The sequence below is a fragment of the Variovorax sp. W1I1 genome, assembly GCF_030815625.1.
GTDB classification, from domain to species: domain Bacteria; phylum Pseudomonadota; class Gammaproteobacteria; order Burkholderiales; family Burkholderiaceae_C; genus Variovorax; species Variovorax paradoxus_C.
On sequence record NZ_JAUSWZ010000001.1, the window covers coordinates 984,765 to 1,009,740 of the forward strand.

15 protein-coding genes are annotated in these 24,976 nt (G+C 67.5%); all 15 read left to right on the forward strand.

Features of this window, described 5'->3' with window-relative positions; all coding sequences use genetic code 11:
• Window positions 1–60: 60 nt before the first annotated feature.
• Window positions 61–975 (forward strand): LysR family transcriptional regulator, encoded by a 915-nt coding sequence (locus QFZ83_RS04735; RefSeq protein WP_307503219.1) that lies wholly within the window; start codon window positions 61–63, stop codon window positions 973–975.
• A 411-nt stretch (window positions 976–1,386) separates the two neighbouring features.
• Window positions 1,387–8,871 carry a non-ribosomal peptide synthetase gene (locus QFZ83_RS04740; RefSeq protein ID WP_307503222.1) on the forward strand — a complete coding sequence of 2,495 codons (7,485 nt, stop codon included), beginning with the start codon at window positions 1,387–1,389 and terminating at the stop codon, window positions 8,869–8,871.
• An 11-nt stretch (window positions 8,872–8,882) separates the two neighbouring features.
• Entirely contained in the window at window positions 8,883–10,202 is a 1,320-nt protein-coding gene (locus tag QFZ83_RS04745) for a glycosyltransferase (RefSeq protein WP_307503225.1), read from the forward strand.
• Between the two features lie 37 nt (window positions 10,203–10,239).
• Window positions 10,240–10,452, forward strand: coding sequence for an MbtH family protein (locus QFZ83_RS04750; RefSeq protein ID WP_307503226.1), 213 nt, complete (start codon window positions 10,240–10,242; stop codon window positions 10,450–10,452).
• An 8-nt stretch (window positions 10,453–10,460) separates the two neighbouring features.
• Entirely contained in the window at window positions 10,461–11,423 is a 963-nt protein-coding gene (locus QFZ83_RS04755) for a glycosyltransferase family 2 protein (RefSeq protein ID WP_307503228.1), read from the forward strand.
• Window positions 11,420–12,679: a TCR/Tet family MFS transporter gene (locus tag QFZ83_RS04760; RefSeq protein ID WP_307503230.1), complete on the forward strand. Its 1,260-nt coding sequence runs from the start codon at window positions 11,420–11,422 to the stop codon at window positions 12,677–12,679. Before QFZ83_RS04755 ends, QFZ83_RS04760 begins: the two co-directional genes overlap by 4 nt.
• Window positions 12,680–12,863: 184 nt before the next feature.
• Window positions 12,864–14,477 (forward strand): xanthine dehydrogenase small subunit, encoded by a 1,614-nt coding sequence (xdhA, locus tag QFZ83_RS04765; protein WP_307503232.1) that lies wholly within the window; start codon window positions 12,864–12,866, stop codon window positions 14,475–14,477.
• Between the two features lie 2 nt (window positions 14,478–14,479).
• Complete coding sequence (gene xdhB, locus QFZ83_RS04770; RefSeq protein ID WP_307503234.1) at window positions 14,480–16,948, forward strand: xanthine dehydrogenase molybdopterin binding subunit; 2,469 nt, start codon at window positions 14,480–14,482, stop codon at window positions 16,946–16,948.
• 103 nt (window positions 16,949–17,051) lie between these two features.
• Complete coding sequence (locus QFZ83_RS04775; protein ID WP_013542889.1) at window positions 17,052–18,041, forward strand: LysR family transcriptional regulator; 990 nt, start codon at window positions 17,052–17,054, stop codon at window positions 18,039–18,041.
• Between the two features lie 75 nt (window positions 18,042–18,116).
• Window positions 18,117–19,517 carry an NCS2 family permease gene (locus QFZ83_RS04780; protein WP_373423477.1) on the forward strand — a complete coding sequence of 467 codons (1,401 nt, stop codon included), beginning with the start codon at window positions 18,117–18,119 and terminating at the stop codon, window positions 19,515–19,517.
• Window positions 19,518–19,628: 111 nt separating this feature from the next.
• Complete coding sequence (locus QFZ83_RS04785) at window positions 19,629–21,143, forward strand: ABC transporter ATP-binding protein (protein ID WP_307503237.1); 1,515 nt, start codon at window positions 19,629–19,631, stop codon at window positions 21,141–21,143.
• Entirely contained in the window at window positions 21,136–22,278 is a 1,143-nt protein-coding gene (locus tag QFZ83_RS04790) for an ABC transporter permease (protein ID WP_307503239.1), read from the forward strand. Before QFZ83_RS04785 ends, QFZ83_RS04790 begins: the two co-directional genes overlap by 8 nt.
• Before the next feature lies 1 nt (window position 22,279).
• On the forward strand, window positions 22,280–23,200 hold the full coding sequence (locus QFZ83_RS04795) for an ABC transporter permease (RefSeq protein ID WP_307503241.1): 921 nt from the start codon (window positions 22,280–22,282) through the stop codon (window positions 23,198–23,200).
• Between the two features lie 50 nt (window positions 23,201–23,250).
• On the forward strand, window positions 23,251–24,423 hold the full coding sequence (locus tag QFZ83_RS04800) for a BMP family ABC transporter substrate-binding protein (protein ID WP_307503243.1): 1,173 nt from the start codon (window positions 23,251–23,253) through the stop codon (window positions 24,421–24,423).
• A 72-nt stretch (window positions 24,424–24,495) separates the two neighbouring features.
• A complete protein-coding gene (locus tag QFZ83_RS04805; RefSeq protein WP_307503245.1) occupies window positions 24,496–24,873 on the forward strand; it encodes a hypothetical protein in 378 nt (125 codons plus the stop codon).
• The last annotated feature ends 103 nt before the right edge of the window (window positions 24,874–24,976 follow it).

Genomic DNA, 24,976 nt, shown 5'->3' on the forward strand with positions numbered 1-24,976 from the left:
CCGCTCGCCAGTGTGCGTGCCATGGGGTCCGCGCTCAATAAAATAATCAAGCTAAGCAATATGAATGGCATGCATATCGACTCGGTCGACCTCAACCTGCTGCGCTTGTTCGATGCGGTCTATCGCGAGCGCAGCGTGAGCCGCGCGGCGGAGTCGCTGGGCCTCACGCAGCCTGCGGCGAGTCACGGCTTGGGGCGGCTGCGGTTGTTGCTGAAAGACGCGCTCTTCACGCGCACCCCCGGCGGCGTGGCGCCGACACCGCGCGCCGACCGGCTCGCGGTCGCGGTGCAGGCGGCGCTCAGCACCATCGAGGCGGCGCTGCACGAGCCCGATCGCTTCGAGCCGCAGGTCTCGCGCAAGAGCTTTCGTATTCACATGAGCGACATCGGCGAAGGGCGCTTCCTGCCCGCGCTGATGGCGCGGCTGGGCGAACTCGCGCCCGGCGTGCGGCTGGAGACCCTGCCGCTGCTGCCGGCGGAAGTCGCGCCCGCGCTCGACAGCGGCCGAATCGATTTCGCCTTCGGTTTCTTGTCGAACGTGCGCGACACGCAGCGCATCCATCTCCTGAAGGACCGCTACATCGTGCTGCTGCGCAAGGGCCATCCCTTCGTGAAGCGCCGGCGCAAGGGGCAGGCGCTGCTCGAGGCGCTACAGGAACTCGACTACGTGGCGGTGCGCACGCACGCCGACACGCTGCGCATCCTGCAACTGTTGAACCTGGAAGACCGCCTGCGCCTCACGACCGAGCACTTCATGGTGCTGCCCGCCATCGTGCGCGCCACCGACCTCGCGGTGGTGATGCCGCGCAACATCGCGCGCGGCTTTGCGGAAGAGGGCGGCTACGCGATCGTCGAGCCACCGTTTCCGCTGCGCGACTTCAGCGTGTCGCTGCACTGGAGCAAACGCTTCGAGGGCGATCCGGCCAACCGCTGGTTGCGGCAGGTGATCACGGCGTTGTTCTCCGAGCGCGCCTGAAGCGACAACGCGTTCGACAACCAAAGTACGCGCCGCGTGGCGCGTACGCGCGTGCCGCCGCGAATAACACGGCGAGCGATGCCCCTACAACTTCCTCGCCAAGTTGCTGCATCGCAACAAGCTTTTGGGGTGCATGGCCGCCGAAATACGATGAAAGCCTTCGATTCCGAAAGCCGCGATTCATGTCGCAATGCAAGGATGAAATCTTTCGCGCTCAAAGACGGTCATGAAATGTTTTCGGCCCAAAAACCGTCACTGAAATGGTTGCAACCACTTGTACAGTGGACTGGCAATGTGAACGGATTGTTACCGCGGAGCACCGGCATTTCTCCTTGAGCGGCCGATGCACGACGCGTCCATTTCACGCGCACATGCATCGTTGCCAATTTCACTCAAGACCTGGAGAAGTGCATGAGTACCGTCGATCAGCTGGGCCGCACCGCCCCCCTTACCTCGGGGCAGATGGCGATGTGGCTCGGCGCAAAGTTCGCCTCGCCCGACACCAATTTCAATCTCGCCGAAGCCATCGACATCGCTGGCGAGATCGACCCCGACATCTTTCTCGCCGCCATGCGGCAGGTGGCCGATGAAGTCGAGGCCACGCGCCTGAACTTCGTCGATACCCCGCAGGGGCCGCGGCAGGTGGTCGCACCTGTTTTCTCTGGGGAAATTCCGTACCTCGACCTCAGTGGCGACAGCGATCCGCTGGCCGAGGCAGAGCGCTGGATGCGCGCCGACTACACCCGCAACATCGATCTTGCGCACGGGCAACTGTGGCTGTCCGCGTTGATCCGCCTCGCGCCCGATCGCCACGTCTGGTATCACCGCAGCCACCACATCGTGCTCGACGGCTTCAGCGGTGGGCTCATCGCGCGACGCTTCGCCGACATCTACACCGCGATGGTCGAGGACAACGCCGCGGTGCCCGAAGACTCGCGCCTCGCACCGATCTCGCAGCTGGCCGACGAAGAACATGCCTACCGCGAGTCCGGCCGCTTTCCGCGCGACCGCCAGTACTGGACCGAGCGCTTCGCCGACGCGCCCGATCCGCTGAGCCTCGCCTCGCGCCGCTCGGTCAACATCGGCGGCCTCTTGCGCCAGACAGTGCACCTGCCCGCGGCCAGCGTGCAGGCCCTGCAAACCATTGCGCAGGAACTGGGCACCACGCTGCCGCAGATATTGATCGCCACCACGGCCGCCTACCTGTACCGCGCGACGGGCATCGAGGACATGGCGATCGGCATCCCCGTCACCGCGCGCCACAACGACCGCATGCGCCGCGTGCCCGCAATGGTGGCCAATGCGCTGCCGCTGCGCCTCGCGATGCGCGCGGACCTGCCGATTCCGGAACTGATCCGCGAAGTCGGCCGGCAGATGCGTCAGATCCTGCGGCACCAGTCGTACCGCTACGAGCACCTGCGCAGCGACCTCAACATGCTGGTGAACAACCGGCAGCTCTTCACCACCGTCGTCAACGTCGAGCCCTTCGACTACGACTTCCGTTTCGCGGGCCACGCAGCGAAGCCGCGCAACCTCTCGAACGGCACGGCGGAAGACATCGGCATCTTCCTGTACGAGCGCGGCAACGGACAAGACCTGCAGATCGACTTCGACGCCAACCCCGCGGTGCACACCGCAGAGGAACTGGCCGACCATCAGCGCCGCTTGCTGGCGTTCATCGACGCCGTGATCCGTCTGCCGTTGCAGGCTGTCGGCCAGATCGATCTGCTCGGCGCCGACGAACGCAAGCAGTTGCTGGTGACATGGAACGACACGGCCCACGCCGTGCCCGACACGAACCTCACCGCGCTCATCGAAGCGCAGCTTGCCGCCAACCCGCAAGCCATCGCGTTGCGTTTCGACGGTGAGGCGATGAGCAATGAAGAACTGAACCGCCGCGCCAACCGGCTCGCGCACCTGTTGCGCGCACGCGGTGCAGGCCCCGAGCGCACCGTGGCGCTCGCGATTCCGCGGTCGATGGACCTGATGGTCGCGTTGCTCGCCACGCTGAAGACCGGCGCGGCGTACCTGCCGGTCGATCCGGACTTCCCGCAGGACCGCATCGCCTTCATGCTCGGCGACGCGCAACCTGTGTGCCTCGTCACGACCGAAGCCCTCGCGGAGTCGCTGCCAGCAGCCGCCCCCGCATTGCTGATCGATGCAGCGCAAACGATTGCCGAGTTGGTGACTTGTGCCGACACCAACCCCGGCGTCGCAATCGACCCCTCGCATCCGGCCTACGTGATCTACACCTCGGGCTCGACCGGCATGCCCAAGGGCGCGGTCGTGTCGCACCGCGCCATCGTCAACCGCCTCTGCTGGATGCAGGACCGCTACGGCCTCCAGGCCGACGACCGCGTGCTGCAGAAGACGCCGTCGAGCTTCGACGTGTCGGTGTGGGAATTTTTCTGGCCGCTGATCGACGGCGCCACGTTGGTGCTCGCGAAGCCGGGCGGCCACAAGGATGCGGCGTACCTTGCGGAGCTGATCGCGCAAGAGGGCATCACGACGATCCACTTCGTGCCGTCGATGCTCGAAGTCTTCCTGCTCGAACCCACGGCCGCCGCATGCACCACGCTGCGCCGCGTGATCTGCAGCGGCGAGGCGCTGTCGCCCGCGCTGCAATCGCAGTTCCAGCAGCGCCTGTCGTGCGAGCTGCACAACCTCTACGGTCCGACCGAGGCCGCGGTCGACGTCACTTCGTGGGAGTGCGAGCGCCCGAACGACGTACGCGATGCGGAAGCCACGAGCGTCCCCATCGGCCGCCCGATCTGGAACACGCAGATGCACGTGCTCGACAGCGGCATGCAGCCCGTGCCGGCCGGCGTGACCGGCGAGTTGTACATCGCAGGCGTCGGCCTTGCACGCGGTTATCTCAAGCGCCCGTTGCTGAGCGCCGAGCGCTTCATCGCCAACCCCCACGGCGCGCCCGGCAGCCGCATGTACCGCACCGGCGACCTCGCGCGCTGGCGCAAGGACGGCAGCCTCGACTTCCTCGGCCGCGCTGACCAGCAGGTGAAGATCCGGGGCCTGCGCATCGAGCCGGGCGAGATCGAATCGGCGCTGCTGCAGCACCCGCAAGTTGCGCAGGCTGCGGTGATCGCACGCGAAGACGTGCCGGGCGAGAAGCGCCTCGTGGCCTACGTCGTAGCCGCCGATGCAACCGATCTGCAAGCGGCCGAACTGCGGACACACCTCGCGCAATCGCTTCCCGAGTACATGGTTCCGTCAGCCTTCGTCAGCCTCCCGTCGCTGCCGCTGGGCCCGAGCGGCAAGCTCGACCGCAAGTCGCTGCCGCCCCCCGAAGTGCAGGCCGCCACGCCGTATGCCGCGCCGCGCACGCCGACCGAAAAGATCCTCGCCGGTCTCTGGGCCGAGACGCTGCACCTGCCGCGCGTCGGCGTGAACGACAACTTCTTCGAACTCGGCGGGCACTCGCTGATGATCGTGCAGCTGATGTCGATGATCCGACAGCAATTCATGATCGACCTGCCGGTCGACACGCTGTTCCAGGTCTCCACCATCGCCGGCCTCGCCGAGCTGCTCGACCAGGAATCGGTCGCGCGCCCGAGCCTTACGCCGATGCCGCGCCCCGCGCGCATTCCGCTCTCGTTCGCGCAGCGCCGCCTGTGGCTGATGAACCAGCTCGAAGGCGCGAACCCGGCCTACAACATGCCGCTCGCGCTGCGCCTTTCCGGTGTGCTCGACCGCGCCGCGCTGCATGCGGCGCTCGGCGACCTGGTGCAGCGCCATGAAAGCCTGCGGACCGTCTATCCGAACGAAGACGGGCTGCCGTACCAGCACATCCTCGACGGCGCAGATGCGCGTCCGGCGGTGATCGAAGCCGACAGCAGCGAAGAAGAAATCGCCGCGCAGCTCCACGCTGCGGCGGGCCACGCCTTCGACCTCGGCGGCGCGGCGCCGCTGCGCGTCTACCTGTTCAAGCTCGTGGCCGACGAGCACGTGCTGCTGCTGCTCACGCACCACATCGCCGGCGACGGCGCCTCGCTGCTGCCGCTGGCGCGCGACCTGAGCGTGGCCTATGCCGCGCGCTGCGAAGGCAAGGCGCCGGGCTGGGAGCCGCTGCCGCTGCAATACGCCGACTACGCGCTGTGGCAGCAGGAGCTCCTGGGCAGCGAAGACGACGCCGACAGCATGGCCGGCCGCCAGCGCGAGTTCTGGCGTTCTTCGTTGAGCGACCTGCCCGAGCAATTGACCCTGCCCGTCGACCACGCACGCCCGCTCGTGCCCACCTACCGCGGCGACGTGGTTCCGCTGCAGATTCCGGCGCACGTGCACGAACGCATCCTGCAACTGGCGCGCGACGGACAGGCCAGCGTCTTCATGGTGCTGCAGGCCGCGCTCGCGGGTCTCTTGAGCCGACTCGGGGCGGGCGACGACATCGTCATCGGCAGCCCCGTCGCCGGGCGCAGCGACCATGCGCTGGACGAGCTCATCGGCTGCTTCGTCAACACGCTGGTGCTGCGCACCGACACCTCGGGCCAGCCGGGCCTGCGCGAGCTGGTCTCGCGCGTGCGCGCCACCAACCTCGCGGCATATGCGAACCAGGAGTTCCCGTACGACCGCCTCGTGGAGCTGCTGCGCCCGGGCCGCTCGCGCGCCAACCTGCCGCTGTTCCAGGTCATGCTGGGCTTCCAGAGCACCAACCGCCTGTCGTTCAGCCTGCCGGGCCTGTCGATCACGCCGCAGCCGGTGGCCATCGACACCGCGAAGTTCGACCTGTCGTTCATCCTCGGCGAGCAGCGCGGTGCCGATGGCCTGCCGGGCGGCATCTCCGGCGGCATCCAGTACAGCACCGACCTGTTCGAGCGCAGCACCGTCGAAGCCATGGGCGCGCGGCTGGTGCGCTTGCTCGAAGAGGCATGTGATGCGCCCGACGACGCGGTGAGCGGCCTCGCGATCCTGAGCGCCGAGGAAACCGACCGCCTGTTGTCCGAGTGGAGTGGCCGCACGCGCGATCTCGCACCGCTCTCGTTCGCCGCCATGGTGGCGTCGCACGCCGCCGAGCGCCCGCATGCGGATGCGGTGGTGCTCGACGACACGACCGTGAGCTACGCCGAACTCGATGCGCGCGCCAACCGGCTCTCGCACCTGCTGCGCGCGCAAGGCATCGCGGCGGGCGCCATCGTCGCGACGGTGCTGCCGCGTTCGCTCGACCTCATCGTGGCGCACCTGGCCATCGTGAAGGCCGGCGCCGCCTACCTGCCCATCGACCCCAACCACATGGCCGCGCGCAGCGCCTTCGTGTTCGAGGAGGCCGCACCCGCCGCGGTGCTGACGCACGATGCGTTGCTGCCCGAACTGGCCGGTGTTCCCCGCTGCATCGCCCTCGACAGCGACAGCATGGTCGCTGCGCTCGCCATCCAGTCGGACAAACCGCTCGCGCAAACGGCCGCGCCCGGCGATGCCGCCTACATCATCTTCACCTCCGGCTCCACCGGCGTGCCCAAGGGCGTGGTGGTGCCGCATGCGGGCCTCGCCAGCCTGGGCACCGCGATGGCTGAGCGGCTCGTCATCGACCACGACTCGCGCGTGCTGCAGTTCTCCTCCAGCGGTTTCGACGCCTCGGTGATGGACCAGCTGATGGCCTTCCGCGCCGGCGCCGCGCTGGTGGTCCCGGGGCCGGAGCAACTGCTCGGCACGGACCTCGCCGACCTGCTCGAGAAGCAGGCCGTGAGCCACGCGCTGATTCCGCCGGCCGCGCTCGCGACCTTGCCGCATGGCGAGTTCCCGCACCTGCGGACGCTGGTGGTCGGCGGCGATGCCTGCCCCGCCGCGCTGGCGGCGAAGTGGTCAGAGGGCCGCCGCATGGTCAACGCCTACGGCCCGACCGAGATCACCATCTGCGCGAGCATGAGCGCGCCGATGACGGCCGGGGAGCTGCCCTCCATCGGCCAGCCGATCTGGAACACGCGGATGTACGTGCTCGACGACGCCCTGCAGCCGGTGCCGCCGGGTGTCGCGGGCGAGCTCTACATCGCCGGCAGCGGTGTTGCGCGTGGTTATCTCAACCGTCCTGTGCTGAGCGCGGAACGTTTCATCGCCGACCCGCACGGCACGCCCGGCAGCCGCATGTACCGCAGCGGCGACCTCGCACGCTGGCGCGCCGACGGCACGCTCGATTTCCTAGGCCGCGTCGATCAGCAGGTGAAGATCCGGGGCTTTCGCATCGAGCCGGGCGAGATCGAATCCGTGCTGCTGAAGCACCCGCTGATCACGCAGGCTGCCGTGATCGCCCGCGAAGACGTGCCCGGCGAAAAGCGCCTCGTCGCCTATTTCGTCGCCGGTTCCGAACCGCAGCCGACCGAGCTGCGCGCCCACATGGCGCAGGGCTTGCCCGACTACATGGTGCCCTCGGCCTTCGTTCGCCTGCCGTCGCTGCCGCTCACGCAAAGCGGCAAGCTCGACAAGAAGGCGCTGCCGGTGCCCGACCAGCAACCCGTCGCGCTGTACGTGGAACCCCGCACACCGACCGAGAAGCTGCTCGCGGGCCTCTGGTCCGAAACGCTGCACCTGGAGCGGGTCGGCATTCACGACAACTTCTTCGAGATCGGCGGGCATTCGCTCATGGCCATCCAGCTGGGCATGCGCATCCGTCAACAGGTGCGCGCGGACTTCCCGCACGCCGAGGTCTACAACCGCCCGACCATCGCCGACCTGGCCGCGTGGCTGGACGACGAAGGCGGCGCTGCCGAGGCGCTGGACCTGTCGCGCGAACTCGACCTGCCCGCGCACATCCGCCCGCAGGCGATTGCGCCGAAGCTCGAACCGCGCCGCGTGTTCCTCACCGGCGCGAGCGGCTTCGTCGGCAGCCACTTGCTCGCAGCGCTGCTGCGCGACACCGCGGCTTGCGTGGTCTGCCATGTGCGAGCGCCCGACGAGCAAGCCGGCGAAGCGCGCCTGAAGCGCACGCTGGCCCAGCGCCAGCTCGGCGCGATCTGGGACGACGCGCGCATCAAGGTCGTGACCGGCGACCTCGGCAAGCCGCGCCTGGGCTTGGACGACGCGGCCGTGCAACTGGTGCGCGATGGCTGCGACGCCATCTACCACTGCGCCGCGCAGGTCGACTTCCTGCATCCCTATGCGAGCCTCAAGCCCGCGAACGTCGACAGCGTGGTCACGCTGCTCGAATGGACGTCGCAGGGCCGCGCGAAGAGCATGCATTACGTCTCCACGCTTGCGGTGATCGACCAGAACAACAAGGAAGACACCATCACCGAGCAATCGGCGCTGGCCTCGTGGAGCGGGCTGGTCGACGGCTACAGCCAGAGCAAGTGGGTCGGCGATGCGCTGGCCCGCGAGGCGCAGGCGCGCGGCATGCCGGTCGCGATCTACCGGCTCGGAGCCGTCACCGGCGACCACACGCACGCGATCTGCAATGCCGACGACCTGATCTGGCGTGTGGCGCATCTCTATGCCGACCTGGAAGCGATTCCCGACATGGACCTGCCGCTGAACCTCACGCCGGTGGACGACGTGGCGCGCGCCATCCTCGGCCTGGCGGCGCAAGAGGCCTCGTGGGGCCAGGTGTTCCACCTGATGAGCCAGGCGGCGCTGCGGGTGCGCGACATTCCGCACGTCTTCGAGCGCATGGGCATGCGGCTGGAGCCAGTCGGCCTGGAGCCCTGGCTGCAGCGCGCGCATGAACGGCTGGCGGTGGCGCAAGACCGCGACCTGGCCGCCGTGCTCGCCATCCTCGACCGCTACGACACCACGGCCACGCCGCCGCAGGTGAGCGGTGCGGCCACGCATGCACAGCTCGAAGCCATCGGCGCGCCGATCCGCCCGGTGGACCGCGACCTGCTGCAGCGCTACTTCGTCGACCTGGGCATCGACACCAAGGCGCGCCGCGCTTTGGAAACCACCACTTCATAGGAGCAAACGGAATGGCACGCTATCTCATCGCCGCAACCGCCTTGCCGGGACACGTCCTGCCGATGCTGGCCATCGCGCAGCACCTGGTGAACCGGGGCCACGATGTGCGGGTGCACACCGCGAGCCAGTTCAAGGCGCAGGCCGAGGCGACCGGCGCGAGCTTCACGCCCTTCGAGCGCGCGATCGATTTCGACTACCGCGACCTGGACAAGCGCTTCCCCGAGCGCCAGCGCATCGCCTCGGCGCATGCGCAGATGTGCTTCGGGCTGAAGCACTTCTTTGCCGACGCGATGGCTGCGCAGCACGCGGGCCTCTGTTCGATCCTCGAGGACTTCGACGCCGACGCCATCCTGGTCGACACGATGTTCTGCGGCACCTTCCCGCTGCTCTTGGGAAAGGCGCGCGAAGACCGTCCGGCCATCGTCGGCATCGGCATCTCGGCGCTGCCGCTCTCCAGTTGCGACACCGCCTTCTTCGGCACCGCGCTGCCACCGTCGTCCACGCCGGAAGGGCGGGTGCGCAACAAGGCGATGAATGCCAACCTCAAGCAGGCGATGTTCGGCGAGGTGCAGCGCTACTTCGACACGCTGCTCGCGCGCCCGGGCCTGCCCGCGCTGCCGGACTTCTTCGTCGATGCGATGGTGAAGCTGCCCGATCTGTACCTGCAGCTCACGGCGCCTTCGTTCGAATACCCGCGCAGCGACCTGCCGGCCTCGGTGCACTTCGTCGGCCCGCTGCTCTCGCCCGCGAGCCGCGACTTCACGCCGCCCGAGTGGTGGCACGAGCTGGACGACGGCCGCTCGGTCGTGCTGGTCACGCAGGGCACGCTGGCCAACCAGAACCCGTCGCAACTGATCGGCCCGACGCTGCAGGCGCTGGCCGGGGACAAGAACATCCTCGTCATCGCCACCACCGGCGGCCCGGTGCCGCCGGCGCTGACGGTGAACCTGCCCGCCAATGCCCGCGTGCTGCCGTTCCTGCCCTACGACCGGCTGCTGCCCAAGCTGCACGCGATGGTCACCAACGGCGGCTACGGCTCGGTCAACCATGCGCTGAGCCTCGGTGTGCCGCTGGTGGTTGCCGGCACTTCGGAAGAAAAGCCCGAGATCGCCGCGCGCGTGGCGTGGTCGGGCGCGGGCATCAACCTCGCCACCGGCCAGCCGACCGCGCGCCAAGTCGGCGATGCGGTGCGCAAGGTGCTGGGCAACTCCAGCTATCGTCAGCGCGCGGCTGTGTTGCGCGAGGACTTCGCGTGCCATCGCGCGCTGACCGGTGTTGCCGGCGCCCTCGAGGCACTTCTGCAAACCTCCGAACGCGCGGAGATGGCCTGAGCGCCACACACGAACCGTACACACAAGGAAATTCGAAATGAGCAATCCCTTCGACGACAAGAACGCCAGCTTCCAGGTGCTGGTGAACGACGAGGGCCAGCACTCGCTGTGGCCCGCCTTCATCGCCGTGCCCGCCGGCTGGCAGGTCGCGCTGGCGCCGACCGACCGCGACGCGTGCAGCGCCTACATCGAGGCGAACTGGCAGGACATGCGGCCGCGCTCGCTGGTGGCGGCCACGGCGGCTGGCTGACGTCGAGGATGTCCGTCCCGTTCGGTGCCGTCGTCGTCACCTATTTCCCGACCGACGAGCAAGTGGCGAACCTGCACTCGCTGGCCGCCTCGTGCCCGCGCCTCTGCGTGGTCGACAACACGCCGCAAGTGGACGGCTGGCATCTGGCGCTCGTCGATGCGGGCGTCCCGGTGCTGCACAACGGCAATCGTGGCGGCATCGCGGGCGCGTTCAATTGCGGCATCGCCGAACTCGAAGCGCAGGGCGCTGAACTCTTCTTCCTGCTCGACCAGGATTCGAAGCTGCCGCCCGGTTACTTCGATGCCATGTGCGAGGCTGCGACGGTGGCGCGGGGCAGGGAAGGTGAGCGTGAAGGCGATGCGGCGTTCCTGATCGGCCCGCTGGTGCACGACACGAACCTGGACGCGCTGATCCCGCAATTCGGTCTTGAGGGCAAGCGCGTCTACCAGTTCGACCTGCGGCAGCCTTTCACCGAGCCGTTGATGCGCTGCGCCTTCATGATCTCTTCGGGCTCGCTGATTTCGCGCGGCGCCTGGGCCAAGGTCGGCCGGTTCGACGAGCGCTACGTGATCGACCATGTCGATACCGACTACTGCATGCGCGCCCTCAGCTGCGAAGTGCCGCTGTACCTCAACCCGCACGTCGTGCTGCGGCACCAGATCGGCGACATCCAGGCCCGGTCGCTGTTCGGCTGGAAGATCCATTTCATCAACTATCCGGCGGCGCGGCGCTACTACATCGCGCGCAATGCGCTGGACCTCTCGCGGGCGCATGTGCGCGCCTTTCCCGCGATCCTGTTCATCAACGTCTACACGCTCAAGCAGATCCTGCCCATGCTGATGTTCGAGCGCGACCGGCTGAAGAAGACCATCGCACTGGTGCTCGGCTGCTTCGATGGCCTGTTCGGGCGGCTCGGAGGACTCATCGAGGCGCATCCCCGCGTGGGCAAATACCTGAGCCGCAGCGAGTGACCGCCACCCTTCCAGCGCCGCGCGTGCGCCGTGCTGCGCTCGCCTTCATCTTCGTGACGGTGCTGATCGACTTCCTCGCGTTCGGTCTGATCCTGCCCGGCCTGCCGCACCTGGTGGAGCGCCTGGCCGGCGGCAGCACTGCGACAGCGGCGTACTGGATCGCGGTGTTCGGCACGGCGTTCGCGGCGATCCAGTTCGTGAGTTCGCCGATCCAGGGTGCGCTGTCCGATCGTTTCGGGCGGCGGCCGGTGATCCTGCTGTCGTGCCTGGGGCTCGGCGTGGATTTCGTGTTCATGGCCCTGGCCAACAGCCTGCCGTGGCTGTTCGTCGGCCGGGTCGTGTCCGGCGTGTTCTCGGCCAGCTTCACCATCGCCAATGCCTACATCGCCGATGTGACGCCGCCGGAAGATCGCGCCCGCAGCTACGGCATCGTGGGCGCGGCCTTCGGCATGGGCCTGGTGTTCGGGCCGGTGCTCGGCGGGCAGCTGAGCCACATCGATCCGCGCCTGCCGTTCTGGTTCGCGGCCGGCCTGACGCTGCTGAGCTTCTGCTACGGGTGGTTCGTGCTGCCGGAGTCACTGCCGCCGGAGCGGCGCGCCCGCAAGTTCGACTGGTCGCACGCCAATCCGCTGGGGTCGCTGCTGCTGCTCAAGCGCTATCCGCAGGTGTTCGGGCTGGCGGCGGTGATCTTCCTCGTCAACCTGGCCCAGTACGTCTACCCGAGCGTGTTCGTGCTGTTCGCCGACTACCGCTACCACTGGAAGGAAGACGCCGTGGGCTGGGTGCTCGGCGCGGTGGGCGTGCTCAGCGTGCTGGTCAATGCGCTGTTGATCGGGCCGGGCGTGAAGCGCTTCGGCGAGCGCCGTGCGCTGCTGTTCGGCATGGGCTTCGGCGTGCTCGGTTTCATCGTCATCGGCTTCGCCGATGCGGGGTGGGTGCTTCTGGCTGCGCTGCCGTTCGGGACCTTGCTGGCGTTCGCCGGGCCGGCGGCGCAGGCGCTGGTCACCCGCCAGGTCGGCGCTGGGGAGCAGGGCCGTATCCAGGGCGCGCTGACGAGCCTGGTGTCGGTGGCAGGCATCGTCGGGCCGGCGATGTTCGCCGGCAGCTTCGGCTATTTCATCGGCACGGATGCGCCCGTCCACCTGCCGGGTGCGCCGTTCTTCATCGCCGCGGTGTTCCTCTGCATCGGCACGCTGATCGCGTGGCGCTACGCACAGCCGAAGGTGGCGGCGGCAGCGGTGCCCGAGCCCACCTGAAACGCCGCCTCGGGCGCGCGACGCGCCCATGGCCCGGTACTTGCTCCCGCTTTCCAGGGTTTCCCCCTAGGTCGCATACCCGCGCCCACATACGCAATATGGCTCCCGCGGTATGTGGGTTGCGGCCCAAGCGACTAACGTCCAGGCTTGGCCGGAAACACCGAGCCGCCCACGAGCGAAGCGCATGAGTACAGAGCCCAACAATATCCAGCCCGTCCGTTTTTTCCATCGCGGCAAGATCGTCGACGTCAGCGGCGTGCATCCGACCCGCTCGGTGCTCGACTGGCTGCGCGAAGACGCGCACTGCACCGGCACCAAGGAAGGCTGCAACGAAGGCGACTGCGGCGCCTGCACCGTGGTGATCGGCGAGCTGGCGACCGACGCCAACGCGCCCGGCGCCATCGGAGGCCTGCAACTGCAGACGGTCAACGCCTGCATCCAGTTTCTGCCCACGCTGCACGGCAAGGCGCTCTTCACCGTCGAAGACCTGAAGGCGCAGTGCGCCGCCCCGGCGCTGCATGACAAGAAGCACCCCGTTCACACGCTGCACCCGGTGCAGCAGGCGATGGTCGACTGCCACGGCTCCCAGTGCGGCTTCTGCACGCCGGGCTTCGTGATGTCGCTGTGGTCGACCTACGAACACCACCAGGCCGAGGGCACGCAGCCCTCGCGCCAGCAACTGGCCGACGACCTCTCGGGCAACCTGTGCCGCTGCACCGGCTACCGTCCGATCCTCGATGCGGGCCAGCGCATGTTCGACCTGCCGGCCGTGCGGCTCGACACGAAGCCCGTGGTGGCCGCGCTCACCGCGCTGCAGAACGACGGGCAAGACCTGAACTACGCCGCGCCGCTCGGCGCCCGCATCGACCACTTCCACGCCCCCAAAACCATCGCCCAGCTCGCCGCGCTGCGCGAACAGAAGCCGCGTGCCCAGTTGCTGGCCGGCTCCACCGACGTCGGGCTCTGGGTCAACAAGCAGTTCCGTGACCTGGGCGACATCATCTATGTGGGCGACGTGGCCGAAATGAAGACCATCGAGACCCGACAGACCACCGATGGCGGCGAGCTCTACATCGGCGCCGGCGCCTCGCTCGAATCCGCCTTCGAGGCCCTGGTGCAGCGCGTGCCCAGCCTGCAGGACGTGTGGCTGCGCTTCGCCTCGCCGCCCATCCGCCACGCCGGCACCATGGGCGGCAACGTGGCCAACGGCTCGCCCATCGGCGACTCGCCGCCGGTGCTGATGTCGCTCGATGCCGAGATCGAACTGCGCCGCGGCGACGTGGTGCGCCGCATGCCGCTGCCGGACTTCTACATCGACTACATGAAGAACGAACTGCAGCTCGGCGAGTTCGTGCAGGGGCTGGCGATTCCGCTGGCCGCCATGCGCCGCCAGGTGCGCGCCTACAAGATCAGCAAGCGCTTCGACTGCGACATCTCGGCGCTGTGCGCGGGCTTCGCGATCGAACTCGAAGCGGGCAGCGACACGGTGAAGGCCGTGCGCCTTGCCTTCGGCGGCATGGCCGCGACCGTGAAGCGCGCGGCGAACGCCGAAGCGGCGCTCGTCGGCAAGCCCTGGACGCAATCCAGCGTCGCCACCGCCAAGCTCGCGCTGGCGCAGGACTTCAAGCCCCTGTCGGACATGCGCGCTTCGGCCGACTACCGGCTGCAGGTGGCGCAGAACCTCATCCAGCGCCTCTGGCTCGAAACCCGCACCGAAGACGCGCTCTCCCTCGAAGAAACCAGCGTCTGGAGCGTGATGCCCCATGCCTCCGCCAAAGCGCAGGCGGAAGGAGTCTGACCATGAACAAACCCATCGACGCCCGCCTGCTGCAGCCCGCCGAGGCCTTTGCCGATTACCTCAAGAACGCTGCCGCGCGCATCGACCCCGTGGCCGAAGCGGTGGCGCACGACCTCGGCGCGCGCGTCGGCATCAGCCGGCCGCACGAGTCGGCGCACCTGCACGTGGCCGGTGAAGCGACCTACATCGACGACATTCCCGAAATCACCGGCACGCTGCATTGCGCGCTCGGCCTTTCGCCCGTGGCCAACGGCCGCGTAACGGCGCTGTCGCTCGACGCGATCCGCGCGATGCCCGGCGTGGTGGCGGTGCTGACGGCCGACGACATTCCCGGCACCAACGACTGCGGCTCGATCATTCACGACGACCCGATCCTGCTGCCGGTGAACGACGGCGGCGAGATCCGCTACCTCGGCCAGCCCGTGTTCGCGGTGATCGCCGAAACGCGCGAAGCCGCCCGCCGTGCCGCCGCCAAGGCCAAGGACGCGCTGACCATCGAGGCGCAACCGCCCGTCATCACGCCGCAGGACGCGCATGCGCGCGGCCAGTACGTCGTGCCGCCGATGCACATCGTGCGCAGCGGCGGCAGCGCCAACGAAGGCGACGAGGCCGCTGTGCGCGCCGCCATCGCCAAGGCGCCGCATCGCCACACCGCCACGCTCGACGTGGGCGGCCAGGAGCAGTTCTACCTGGAAGGCCAGATCAGCTACGCCATTCCTAAGGAAGGCGGCGCGCTGCACATCCACTGCTCGACGCAGCACCCGAGCGAGATGCAGCACCTGGTGGCGCACGCGCTGCACCTGCAGTCGAACGAAGTGCATGTGGAATGCCGGCGCATGGGCGGCGGCTTCGGCGGCAAGGAATCGCAGTCGGCGCTGTTCGCCTGCGTGGCGGCCATTGCGGCGCGGCAACTGCAGCGCCCGGTGAAGCTGCGGCTGGACCGCGACGACGACTTCATGATCACCGGCAGGCGCCACTGCTTCTGGTACGAGTACGAAATCGGCTACGACGACGAAGGCCGCATCCTCGGCGCGGAGATCACCATGGTCTCGCGCGCCGGCCACTCGGCCGACCTTTCGGGCCCGGTGATGACCCGGGCGCTCTGCCACTTCGACAACGCCTACTGGCTCCCCAACGTGGCGATGCACGGCTTCTCGGGCAAGACCAACACGCAGAGCAACACCGCGTTCCGCGGCTTCGGTGGCCCGCAGGGCGCCATCGCCATCGAGAACATCATGGACTCGGTGGCGCGCGAGCTGAAGCGTGACCCGCTCGACGTGCGCCGCGTCAACTTCTACGGCAAGGACCAGAACAACATCACGCCGTACCGCCAGACCGTGACCGACAACATCGTCCACGAACTCGTGGCCGAGCTGGAGGCCAGCAGCGACTACCGCGCGCGGCGCGAAGACATCGCCGCTTTCAACAAGAAGAGCACGGTGCTCAAGCGCGGGCTGGCGCTCGCGCCGCTCAAGTTCGGCATCTCGTTCAACGTGAAGCACTTCAACCAGGCTGGCGCGCTGGTGCACGTGTACACCGACGGCTCGATCCTCGTGAACCATGGCGGAACCGAGATGGGGCAGGGCCTCAATACCAAGGTGGCGCAGGTGGTGGCGCACGAGCTGGGCGTGAGCTTCGAGCGCGTGCGCGTCACCGCGACCGACACGACCAAGGTGGCGAACACCTCGGCCACCGCCGCATCGACCGGTGCCGACCTGAACGGCAAGGCCGCGCAGGATGCGGCACGGCAGATTCGCGAGCGCCTGGCCGACAGCGCAGCGGAGCGCCACGGCGGCAAGGCCAGCGACGTGCGTTTCGCGAACGACAAGGTCGAGGTCAACGGCAAGTCGCTGACCTTCAGCACCGTGGTCGGCGAGGCGTATCTCGACCGGAAGCAACTCTGGTCCGACGGCTTCTACGCCACGCCCGGCCTGAGCTGGGACAAGGACAAGATGCAGGGCCGCCCGTTCTACTACTACGCCTATGGCGCGGCGGTGAGCGAAGTGGTGGTCGACACGCTCACCGGCGAATGGAAGCTCCTGCGCGCCGACATCCTGCACGACGCGGGCAAGTCGCTGAACCCGGCGGTGGACATCGGCCAGGTCGAGGGCGCCTTCATCCAGGGCATGGGCTGGCTCACGACCGAAGAACTGGTGTGGCATCCGCAAAGCGGCAAGCTCACCACGCACGCACCGAGCACCTACAAGATCCCGACCGCCAACGATTGCCCACCGGTCTTCAACGTGCGCCTGTTCGAAGGCCAGAACTTCGAGGACTCGATCCACCGAAGCAAGGCTGTGGGCGAGCCGCCGCTCTTGCTGCCGTTCTCGGTGTTCTTCGCGATCCGCGATGCGGTGTCGGCGGCCGGTGGCCACAGGGTCGATCCGCCGCTGAAGGCGCCGGCCACGAGCGAGTCGATTCTTCGTGCCGTCACCGCCGTGCAGGCGGGGCCGGTTGCATCGGCCGAATGAAAACGGGCCGTGCTCGCACGGTCCGAGCTTCACTCCCACACCCGGTTTCGCCAAATGCTGCGCTGTATAACTGTTCGCACAGACAAGAAAGGTGTGAACAGCCATGAGAGACCAAGCGCTTTTCGACAAGATCGATCTCCACCTGATCCGGGTGCTGCACACCGTGCTGACCGACCGCAGCGTCTCGCGCGCCGCCATTCGCCTGGGCATGTACCAGCCGGCGGTCTCGGCGGCGCTCAAGCGCCTGCGCGAACTGTCGGGCGATCCGCTGCTGGTGCGCTCGGGCTCGGGCATGGTGCCCACCGATGCGGGGCTGCGGATGATCGAGCCCGCGGCCAGCATCCTGCGGGCGGCCGAGATGCTGTTCTCCGATGCGCGCGGCTTCGAGCCGCAGTCGGCGGCCACCACCTTCCGCATCGCAGCGAGCGACTACATGGACCCGCTCTTCCTGCCGATGCTGGTGGCACATGTGAAGCGCGAGGCGCCGCTCTGCCAGATCGAGATCCACGCGCTCTCGCCCGACTCGGACTACCACGGGCACCTGGCGCTTGGGCAGGTCGACCTGGTCATCGGCAATTGGCTCAAGCCCCCGGAAGACCTGCACATGGCGCGGCTCTTCGGCGACGAGGTGGTGTCGCTGGTCAACCAGGACCATCCGGCGGTGCGCCGCGGCTGGGACCTGGAAACCTGGCTCGCGGCCGAGCACATCGCGCCCACGCCCATGCACCCGGGCGGGCGCGGCATCATCGACCAGATGCTCGACGAGCTGGGCCGGCAGCGCAACATCACCGCGCGCTGCGCGCACTTCAGCCTCATTCCCGACATGGTGGCCTCGAGCCTCTTGGTGCTCACCACCGGCCGCCAGTACTGCGAGCGTTTCGCTGCGCGGCTGCCGGTGAAGATCATCGATTGCCCCGTGGCGCTGCCGCGCCTCATGTACTACCAGCTCTGGCACGAACGCACCCATTCGTCGAGCTCGGCGCGGTGGCTGCGCGAATGCATCAAGGAGGTGGCGGCGTCGCTGCGGCCTCCGGTTTCCGCGATATCCGGCGCGGCGCGTCCGCCCGCCACGCCTGAAACCTCGGACCCCTGAAAAACCCCCGTTCGCGCCGGCGTCGTGAGCGGGGGAACGATGAAACCGCCACTACAACAGCTGGAGACAAGCGAAATGAGTACGTTGGAACAGGCGCCCAAAGGCGCCGAGCCCCACACCCCGGGGCATGTCGAGTCCGCGCGTCCGCGTGCGGCTGTGGGCAGCGCAAGCGGCTCGGGTTTGCTTGAGCGCATGTTCAAGCTCAGTGCGCACAACACCACGGTGCGCACCGAGGTCATCGCGGGGCTCACCACCTTCCTCACGATGGCCTACATCATCTTCGTGAACCCGACGATCCTCGGCGACGCGGGCATGCCCAAGGGGGCAGTATTCGTGGCCACCTGCCTGATCGCGGCACTGGGCACGCTGATCATGGGCCTGTACGCGAACTACCCGATCGCCATGGCGCCGGGCATGGGCCTGAACGCCTACTTCGCCTACGTCGTTGTGCTGGGCATGGGCTACACGTGGCAGGTCGCGCTGGGCGCGGTGTTCATCTCGGGGTGCCTGTTCCTCATCGTCACCGTCACCGGGTTGCGGGAGCTGTTCATCGCGGGCATACCGCAGTCGCTGCGAACGGCGATCACGGTGGGCATCGGCATGTTCCTGGCGCTCATCGCGCTCAAGAGTGCCGGCGTCGTCGCCGCATCGCCCGCTACCTTCGTCACGCTGGGCGACCTGCACTCGCCGCCGGTGGTGCTGGCCACGCTGGGCTTCCTCGTCATCGTGACGCTCGACCGATTGAAGGTGCGAGGGGCGATCCTGATCGGGATCATGCTGGTGACCGTGCTGTCGTTCTTCTTCGGCGGCAACAAGTTCCACGGCGTGTTCGATGCGCCACCGTCGATCGCGCCCACCTTCATGCAACTGGACATCCTGGGCGCTCTCAAGGGCGGCATCCTGAATGTGGTGCTGGTGTTCTTCCTGGTCGAGATGTTCGACGCCACCGGCACGCTGATGGGCGTGGCCAAGCGCGCTGGCCTCCTGGTGCCCGGCAAGATGGAGCGCATGAACAAGGCGCTCCTGGCCGACAGCGGCGCGATCTTCGCGGGCTCGCTGCTCGGCACCTCGAGCACCACGGCGTATGTGGAAAGTGCGGCCGGCGTGCAAGCCGGCGGCCGCACCGGCCTCACGGCCGTGGTGGTGGCGGTGATGTTCCTGGCCTGCCTCATGATCTCGCCGCTCGCGGGCTCGGTGCCGGCCTACGCCACCGCACCGGCACTGCTCTTCGTGGGATGCCTCATGCTGCGCGACCTGGTCGAGCTCGATTGGGAAGACACCACCGAGGTCATCCCCGCCGCCGTGACCGCGCTGGCCATGCCCTTCACCTACTCGATTGCCAACGGCCTGGCCTTCGGCTTCATCACCTACGCGGTGCTCAAGCTGTGCACCGGGCGGGCACGAGAAGTGCATGCGATGGTGTGGGTGATCGCGGCGATCTTCCTGTTCAAGTTCGCCTACATCGGCGGACATTGAAGCTGAGCGCCGTCGGGCGCCGCTGGTCGCGGGAGCAGTCGTCAGTGCTAATAAACTGACAACTGTTCCCGCTTTGTTGCTGTTGAACGAGACAAACCCACGAAACCCGGCATGACAACCCCCCGACTCCAGCTCGCGCACATCACCAAGCGGTATCCCGCGGTGGTGGCCAACAGCGACATCTCGCTGGCCGTTGCCCCCGGCGAAATCCATGCCGTTCTCGGCGAGAACGGCGCGGGCAAATCGACGTTGATGAAGATCATCTACGGCTCGGTCAAGCCCGACGAAGGCACCGTCACCTTCGACGGCCAGGCCGTCAACCTGCGCAACCCGCAGCAGGCGAGGGCGCTGGGCATCAGCATGGTGTTCCAGCATTTCAGCCTGTTCGACACGCTCACCGTGGCCGAGAACGTGTGGCTGGGCCTCGATAAATCGCTGCAGCTCGCGGAAGTGGCGCGCAGCATCACCGCCAAGGCCAGCGAATACGGCCTGGACATCGACCCCTCGCGCCCGGTGCACACGCTCTCGGTGGGCGAGATGCAGCGGGTCGAAATCATCCGCGCGCTGCTCACCAACCCCAAGCTCCTGATCCTGGACGAGCCGACCTCGGTGCTCACGCCGCAGGCGGTCGTCAAGCTCTTCACGGTGCTCAACAAGCTGGCCTCCGAGGGCTGCAGCATCCTCTACATCAGCCACAAGCTGCACGAGATCCGCGAGCTGTGCACCGCCTGCACTGTGCTGCGCGGCGGCAAGGTCACGGGCGTGTGCAACCCGCAGAACGAGAGCAACGAATCGCTCTCGCGGCTGATGATCGGCAGCGAGCCTCCGCCCTTGCAGCACCGCCCGGTGCATGCGGGCGCCGTGGCGCTGCGCGTGAAGGGGCTCACGCTGGCGCGCGAAGACCAGTTCGGCGTCGACCTCGACGGCATCTCGTTCGAGGTGCGCGCCGGTGAAGTAGTCGGCATTGCGGGTGTCTCCGGCAACGGCCAGAAGGAACTGCTCTACACGCTTTCGGGCGAAGACGTGCGGGCCGACGCTTCGATGGTCCAGGTGTTCGACAAGCCCTCCGGCCGGCTGCGCCCGCGCGCGCGCCGCGCGCTGGGCTTGCACTTCGTGCCCGAGGAACGATTGGGCCGCGGCGCGGTGCCCACGCTGGGCCTCGCGCACAACCTGCTGCTCACGCGCAGCAATGCGGTGGGCAAGGGCGGATGGATTCGCACCGCCGCACTCGAGAAACACGCCAAGGGAATCATCGAGCGCTTCAACGTCAAGGCGGGCGGCCCGAATGCGGCGGCGCGTTCGCTCTCGGGCGGCAACCTGCAGAAGTTCATCGTCGGCCGCGAGATCGACGCCAACCCCAAGCTCTTCATCGTCTCGCAGCCCACCTGGGGCGTGGACGTGGGCGCGGCCGCGCTCATCCGCGGCGAGATCCTTGCGCTGCGCGATGCTGGCTGCGCGGTGCTGGTGGTGAGCGAAGAGCTCGACGAGCTGTTCGACATCAGCGACCGCCTGCACGTCATCGCCAAGGGTCGGCTCTCTCCGTCCATCGACCGCGCCGCGGCCACGCTGCCGCAGATCGGCGAATGGATGAGCGGTCTCTGGAACAAGGAAGCGGCCCATGCTTAAGCTCGAACCCCGCCCGGAGCTTTCGCGCTTCTGGACTTTTGCCTCGCCGATCCTGGCGCTGCTCATCACCGTGCTGATTGGCGTGGCACTCTTCGCCGCGCTCGGCAAGGACCCGGTCAAGGGCCTGATGGTGTTCTTCTACGAGCCCATCAAGAACGGCTATGCGCTCGGCGAACTGATGATCAAGGCGACGCCGCTGCTCATCATTGCGCTCGGACTCGCGGTGTGCTTTCGCTCCAACGTGTGGAACATCGGCGCCGAGGGGCAGTTCGTGTTCGGCGCCATCGTCGCGGGCGGCGTGGCGCTGCTGGCCGACAAGAACACCGGTTCCTGGATCGTCGTCGCCATCCTCGTCGCGGGCACGCTCGGCGGCATGGTGTGGGCGGGCATCGTGGCGTTCCTGCGCGACAAGTTCAACGCCAACGAAATCCTCGTGAGCCTGATGCTGGTCTACGTGGCCACGCTGCTCCTGAGCTACATGGTGTTCGGCCCGTGGAAGGATCCGAACGGCTACAACTTCCCGCAATCCAAGACTTTCGAGGCGGTCACGCAGATCCCGCGGCTCTTCAAGGGCTCGCGTGTGAGCATCGGCTTGATCATTGCGCTGGTAGGCGTGGGTGCGCTGTGGGTGTTTTTGTTCCGCACGCGCGCGGGCTTCGCGCAGCAGGTCGGCGGCCTCGCCCCGGCGGCGGCGCGCTATGCGGGCTTCTCGGCACGGCGCGCGGTGTGGATCGCGCTGCTCACCTCGGGCGGCGCGGCGGGTCTTGCCGGCGCGCTCGAAGTCGCCGGGCCGCTGGGCCAACTCACCCCGTATGTGCCGGCCGGCTACGGCTTCGCGGCCATCATCGTGGCCTTCGTAGGGCGGCTGCATCCGGTGGGCATGGTGTTCTCGGCCATCCTCATGAGCATGTTCTACATCGGCGGCGAACTGGCGCAGTCGCGCCTCGGCTTGCCCAAGTCGCTGACCGGCGTGTTCCAGGGCCTCCTGCTCTTCACGCTGTTGGCCTGCGACACGCTCATCGCGTACCGCATCCGCCGAAAGGCCGCGGCGAAGGCCATCCTCGCGACGAGCTCGCTGCAAGCCAGCACGCCGCTGACCGCGCCTGTTGCGCGTTCGAACGAAGGAGCCCTCTGACATGGACAGCTACGCACTCCTTCTAGGCTCCACGCTCAGCGCCGGCACCGTCCTTGCCATCGCCGCACTGGGCCTTCTGATCAACGAGAAAGCCGGCATCGTCAACCTCGGCGCCGAAGGCATCATGCTGTGCGCCGCCATCGCCGGCTTCGCGACGGTGGTCACCACGCACAACCCCTGGCTCGGTTTCCTCGCGGGCATGGCGGCAGGCGCATTGCTGGCCGCGTTCTTCGGCGTACTGGTGATCTGGCTCAACACCAACCAGTACGCGACGGGGCTCGCACTCAGCCTCTTCGGCGTCGGTTTCTCGGCCTTCGCCGGCATCAACTTCGTGCAGGCCAAGCTGCCCGAAAGCGCGAGCTATGCGATCCCCGTGCTGGCCGACATTCCGCTCGTCGGGCCCGCGCTGTTCCGTCATCACCCGATGGTGTATTTCGCGGTGGTGCTGACCTTCGCGCTCATCTGGTTCTTGTACCGCACGCGCGCGGGCCTCGTGCTGCGCTCGGTCGGCGAATCGCCCGAGTCGGCGCATGCGCTCGGCTACCCGGTGCGGCGCATCCGCTTCATGGCGGTGATCGCGGGCGGGGCGCTCTGCGGGCTGGCGGGTGCATACCTCTCGACCGTCTACACGCCCCTGTGGGTCGAAGGCATGGTCGCGGGCCGCGGCTGGATCGCCTTGGCGCTCACCACCTTCGCCACCTGGCGGCCGATCCGCGTGCTGCTGGGCGCGTACCTCTTCGGCGGCGTCTCGATGCTGGGTTTCCACCTGCAGAGCAGCGGCGTCGACGTGCCGCCCCAGTTCCTCAGCATGCTGCAGTACATCGCGCCGATCGTGGTGCTGGCGCTGATCTCGCGCAACCCCGCGTTCATCCGCATCAACATGCCGGCTTCCATAGGGAAACCGTTCTACCCCGGCTCATAATCGCGTTTTTCGTTTTCCCGCCAACCCGTCCTTTTTGAGGATTTCCGACAATGAATGATCTGAACAAGCGCTCCCTGCTCAAGCTGGCCGCCCTCACGGCGGTCGCTTCGGCGGCCCTGATCGGCTGCGGCAAGAAAGAAGAAGCGGCAGCACCGGCCGCGGCCCCCGCGCCCGCCCCGGCACCCGCGGCAGCCGCACCGGCTCCGGCAGCGCCGCTCAACATCGCATTCGCATACATCGGCCCGGTGGGCGACGGCGGCTGGACCTTCGCGCACGACAACGGACGCAAGGCGCTCGAGAAGGAATTCGGCGACAAGATCAAGACCACCTTCGTGGAAAGCGTGCCCGAAGGCGCCGACGCCGAGCGCGTGTTCCGCGACATGGTCGGCCAGGGCAACAAGCTGATCTTCGGCACCACCTTCGGCTACATGGAACCGATGCTCAAGGTCGCGACCGACAGCAAGGACGTGAAGTTCGAGCACGCCACCGGCTACAAGACGGCCGACAACATGCGCACTTACGACAGCCGCACCTACGAAGGCGCGTACATGGCCGGCATCATTGCCGGTGCCATGACCAAGAGCAACACGCTCGGCGTCGTCGGCTCGGTGCCGATTCCCGAGGTGCTGCGCAACATCAACAGCTTCACGATGGGCGCGCAGTCGGTCAATCCGAAGATCACCACCAAGGTCGTGTGGGTCAACGAATGGTTCAGCCCGCCGAAGGAAACCGAAGCGGCCACCGCGCTCATCAACGGCGGCGCCGACATCCTGTTCCAGAACACCGACTCGCCCGCCGTGCTCAAGACGGCGCAAGAGAAGGGCAAGCGGGCCTTCGGCTGGGATTCGGACATGACCGCCTACGGCCCCAAGGCCCACCTCGGCTCGGCCACCATCAACTGGGCGCCGTACTACATCAAGGCCACGCAGGACGCGCTCGATGGCAAGTGGGCGACGGGCCAAGCCTGGTGGGGCGTGAAGGAAGGCGCCATCGACCTCGTGTCGATCGCCGAGGACGTGCCGGCCGAAACCAAGGCCAAGGTCGAGGAAGTGAAGAAGGGCCTGAAGGACGGCAGCTTCGCGATCTGGAAGGGCCCGATCCTCGGCCAGGACGGCAAGGAAGTGGTCGCCAAGGACGCGGTGGCCGACGACAAATTCCTGACCGGCATCAACTTCTACGTCAAGGGTGTCGAAGGCAAGGTGCCCGGCGGCGACAAGAAGTAATCGCTTGAGCGATGCAGACGAAGAGGGTCGCCCAGGGCGGCCCTTTTTTCAGTCGAGGAGGGGATTCGCACCATGAAGCTGATGTTCACCATTGCGGGCGCCGCGTTGCTGTCGGCGGCCTCGCTGTCGTTCGCCGCCGAGCCCCCCAGATTCTCGAAGGACGAGAAAGCCCTGCAAAAGGCCGTCTCCGACACCGAGATGTGCTTTCACTTCGCGGGCGAGTTCAACGGCGACGGCTCCGCGCGCGACAAGGAAATCAACCGCATGCAGCGCAAGCACTGCAACAAGGCGGGCCAGCAGTTGCTGCAGAAGGCGTATCGCGCGAATCCGCAGGACGCGCGCCTCTATCCGGCCGTGCTGATGCTCAACAGCCTGACCACGGAATTCCTGTCGAAGGCCGAGGTGGCCAGGCTGTGCGCGGCGTCGAAAACGGAGCTCGTCTGCCCCTGAGCTTGAAGCCCCCTGCGGCACGATGCTGCTGCGATTGACGCGCAAGCACGGCCGCAAGATGTAAAAAACGCTTACATTGGTCGCCCCGCACTCCCGCCAGAAC

Excerpts from the sequence above, each read along its gene's own strand:
- QFZ83_RS04735 (WP_307503219.1), top strand. The coding sequence starts at position 61 with ATGAATGGCATGCATATCGACTCGGTCGACCTCAACCTGCTGCGCTTG.
- QFZ83_RS04740 (WP_307503222.1), top strand. The coding sequence starts at position 1,387 with ATGAGTACCGTCGATCAGCTGGGCCGCACCGCCCCCCTTACCTCGGGG.
- QFZ83_RS04745 (WP_307503225.1), top strand. The coding sequence starts at position 8,883 with ATGGCACGCTATCTCATCGCCGCAACCGCCTTGCCGGGACACGTCCTG.
- QFZ83_RS04750 (WP_307503226.1), top strand. The coding sequence starts at position 10,240 with ATGAGCAATCCCTTCGACGACAAGAACGCCAGCTTCCAGGTGCTGGTG.
- QFZ83_RS04755 (WP_307503228.1), top strand. The coding sequence starts at position 10,461 with ATGTCCGTCCCGTTCGGTGCCGTCGTCGTCACCTATTTCCCGACCGAC.
- xdhA (WP_307503232.1), top strand. The coding sequence starts at position 12,864 with ATGAGTACAGAGCCCAACAATATCCAGCCCGTCCGTTTTTTCCATCGC.
- xdhB (WP_307503234.1), top strand. The coding sequence starts at position 14,480 with ATGAACAAACCCATCGACGCCCGCCTGCTGCAGCCCGCCGAGGCCTTT.
- QFZ83_RS04775 (WP_013542889.1), top strand. The coding sequence starts at position 17,052 with ATGAGAGACCAAGCGCTTTTCGACAAGATCGATCTCCACCTGATCCGG.
- QFZ83_RS04780 (WP_373423477.1), top strand. The coding sequence starts at position 18,117 with ATGAGTACGTTGGAACAGGCGCCCAAAGGCGCCGAGCCCCACACCCCG.
- QFZ83_RS04785 (WP_307503237.1), top strand. The coding sequence starts at position 19,629 with ATGACAACCCCCCGACTCCAGCTCGCGCACATCACCAAGCGGTATCCC.
- QFZ83_RS04790 (WP_307503239.1), top strand. The coding sequence starts at position 21,136 with ATGCTTAAGCTCGAACCCCGCCCGGAGCTTTCGCGCTTCTGGACTTTT.
- QFZ83_RS04795 (WP_307503241.1), top strand. The coding sequence starts at position 22,280 with ATGGACAGCTACGCACTCCTTCTAGGCTCCACGCTCAGCGCCGGCACC.
- QFZ83_RS04800 (WP_307503243.1), top strand. The coding sequence starts at position 23,251 with ATGAATGATCTGAACAAGCGCTCCCTGCTCAAGCTGGCCGCCCTCACG.
- QFZ83_RS04805 (WP_307503245.1), top strand. The coding sequence starts at position 24,496 with ATGAAGCTGATGTTCACCATTGCGGGCGCCGCGTTGCTGTCGGCGGCC.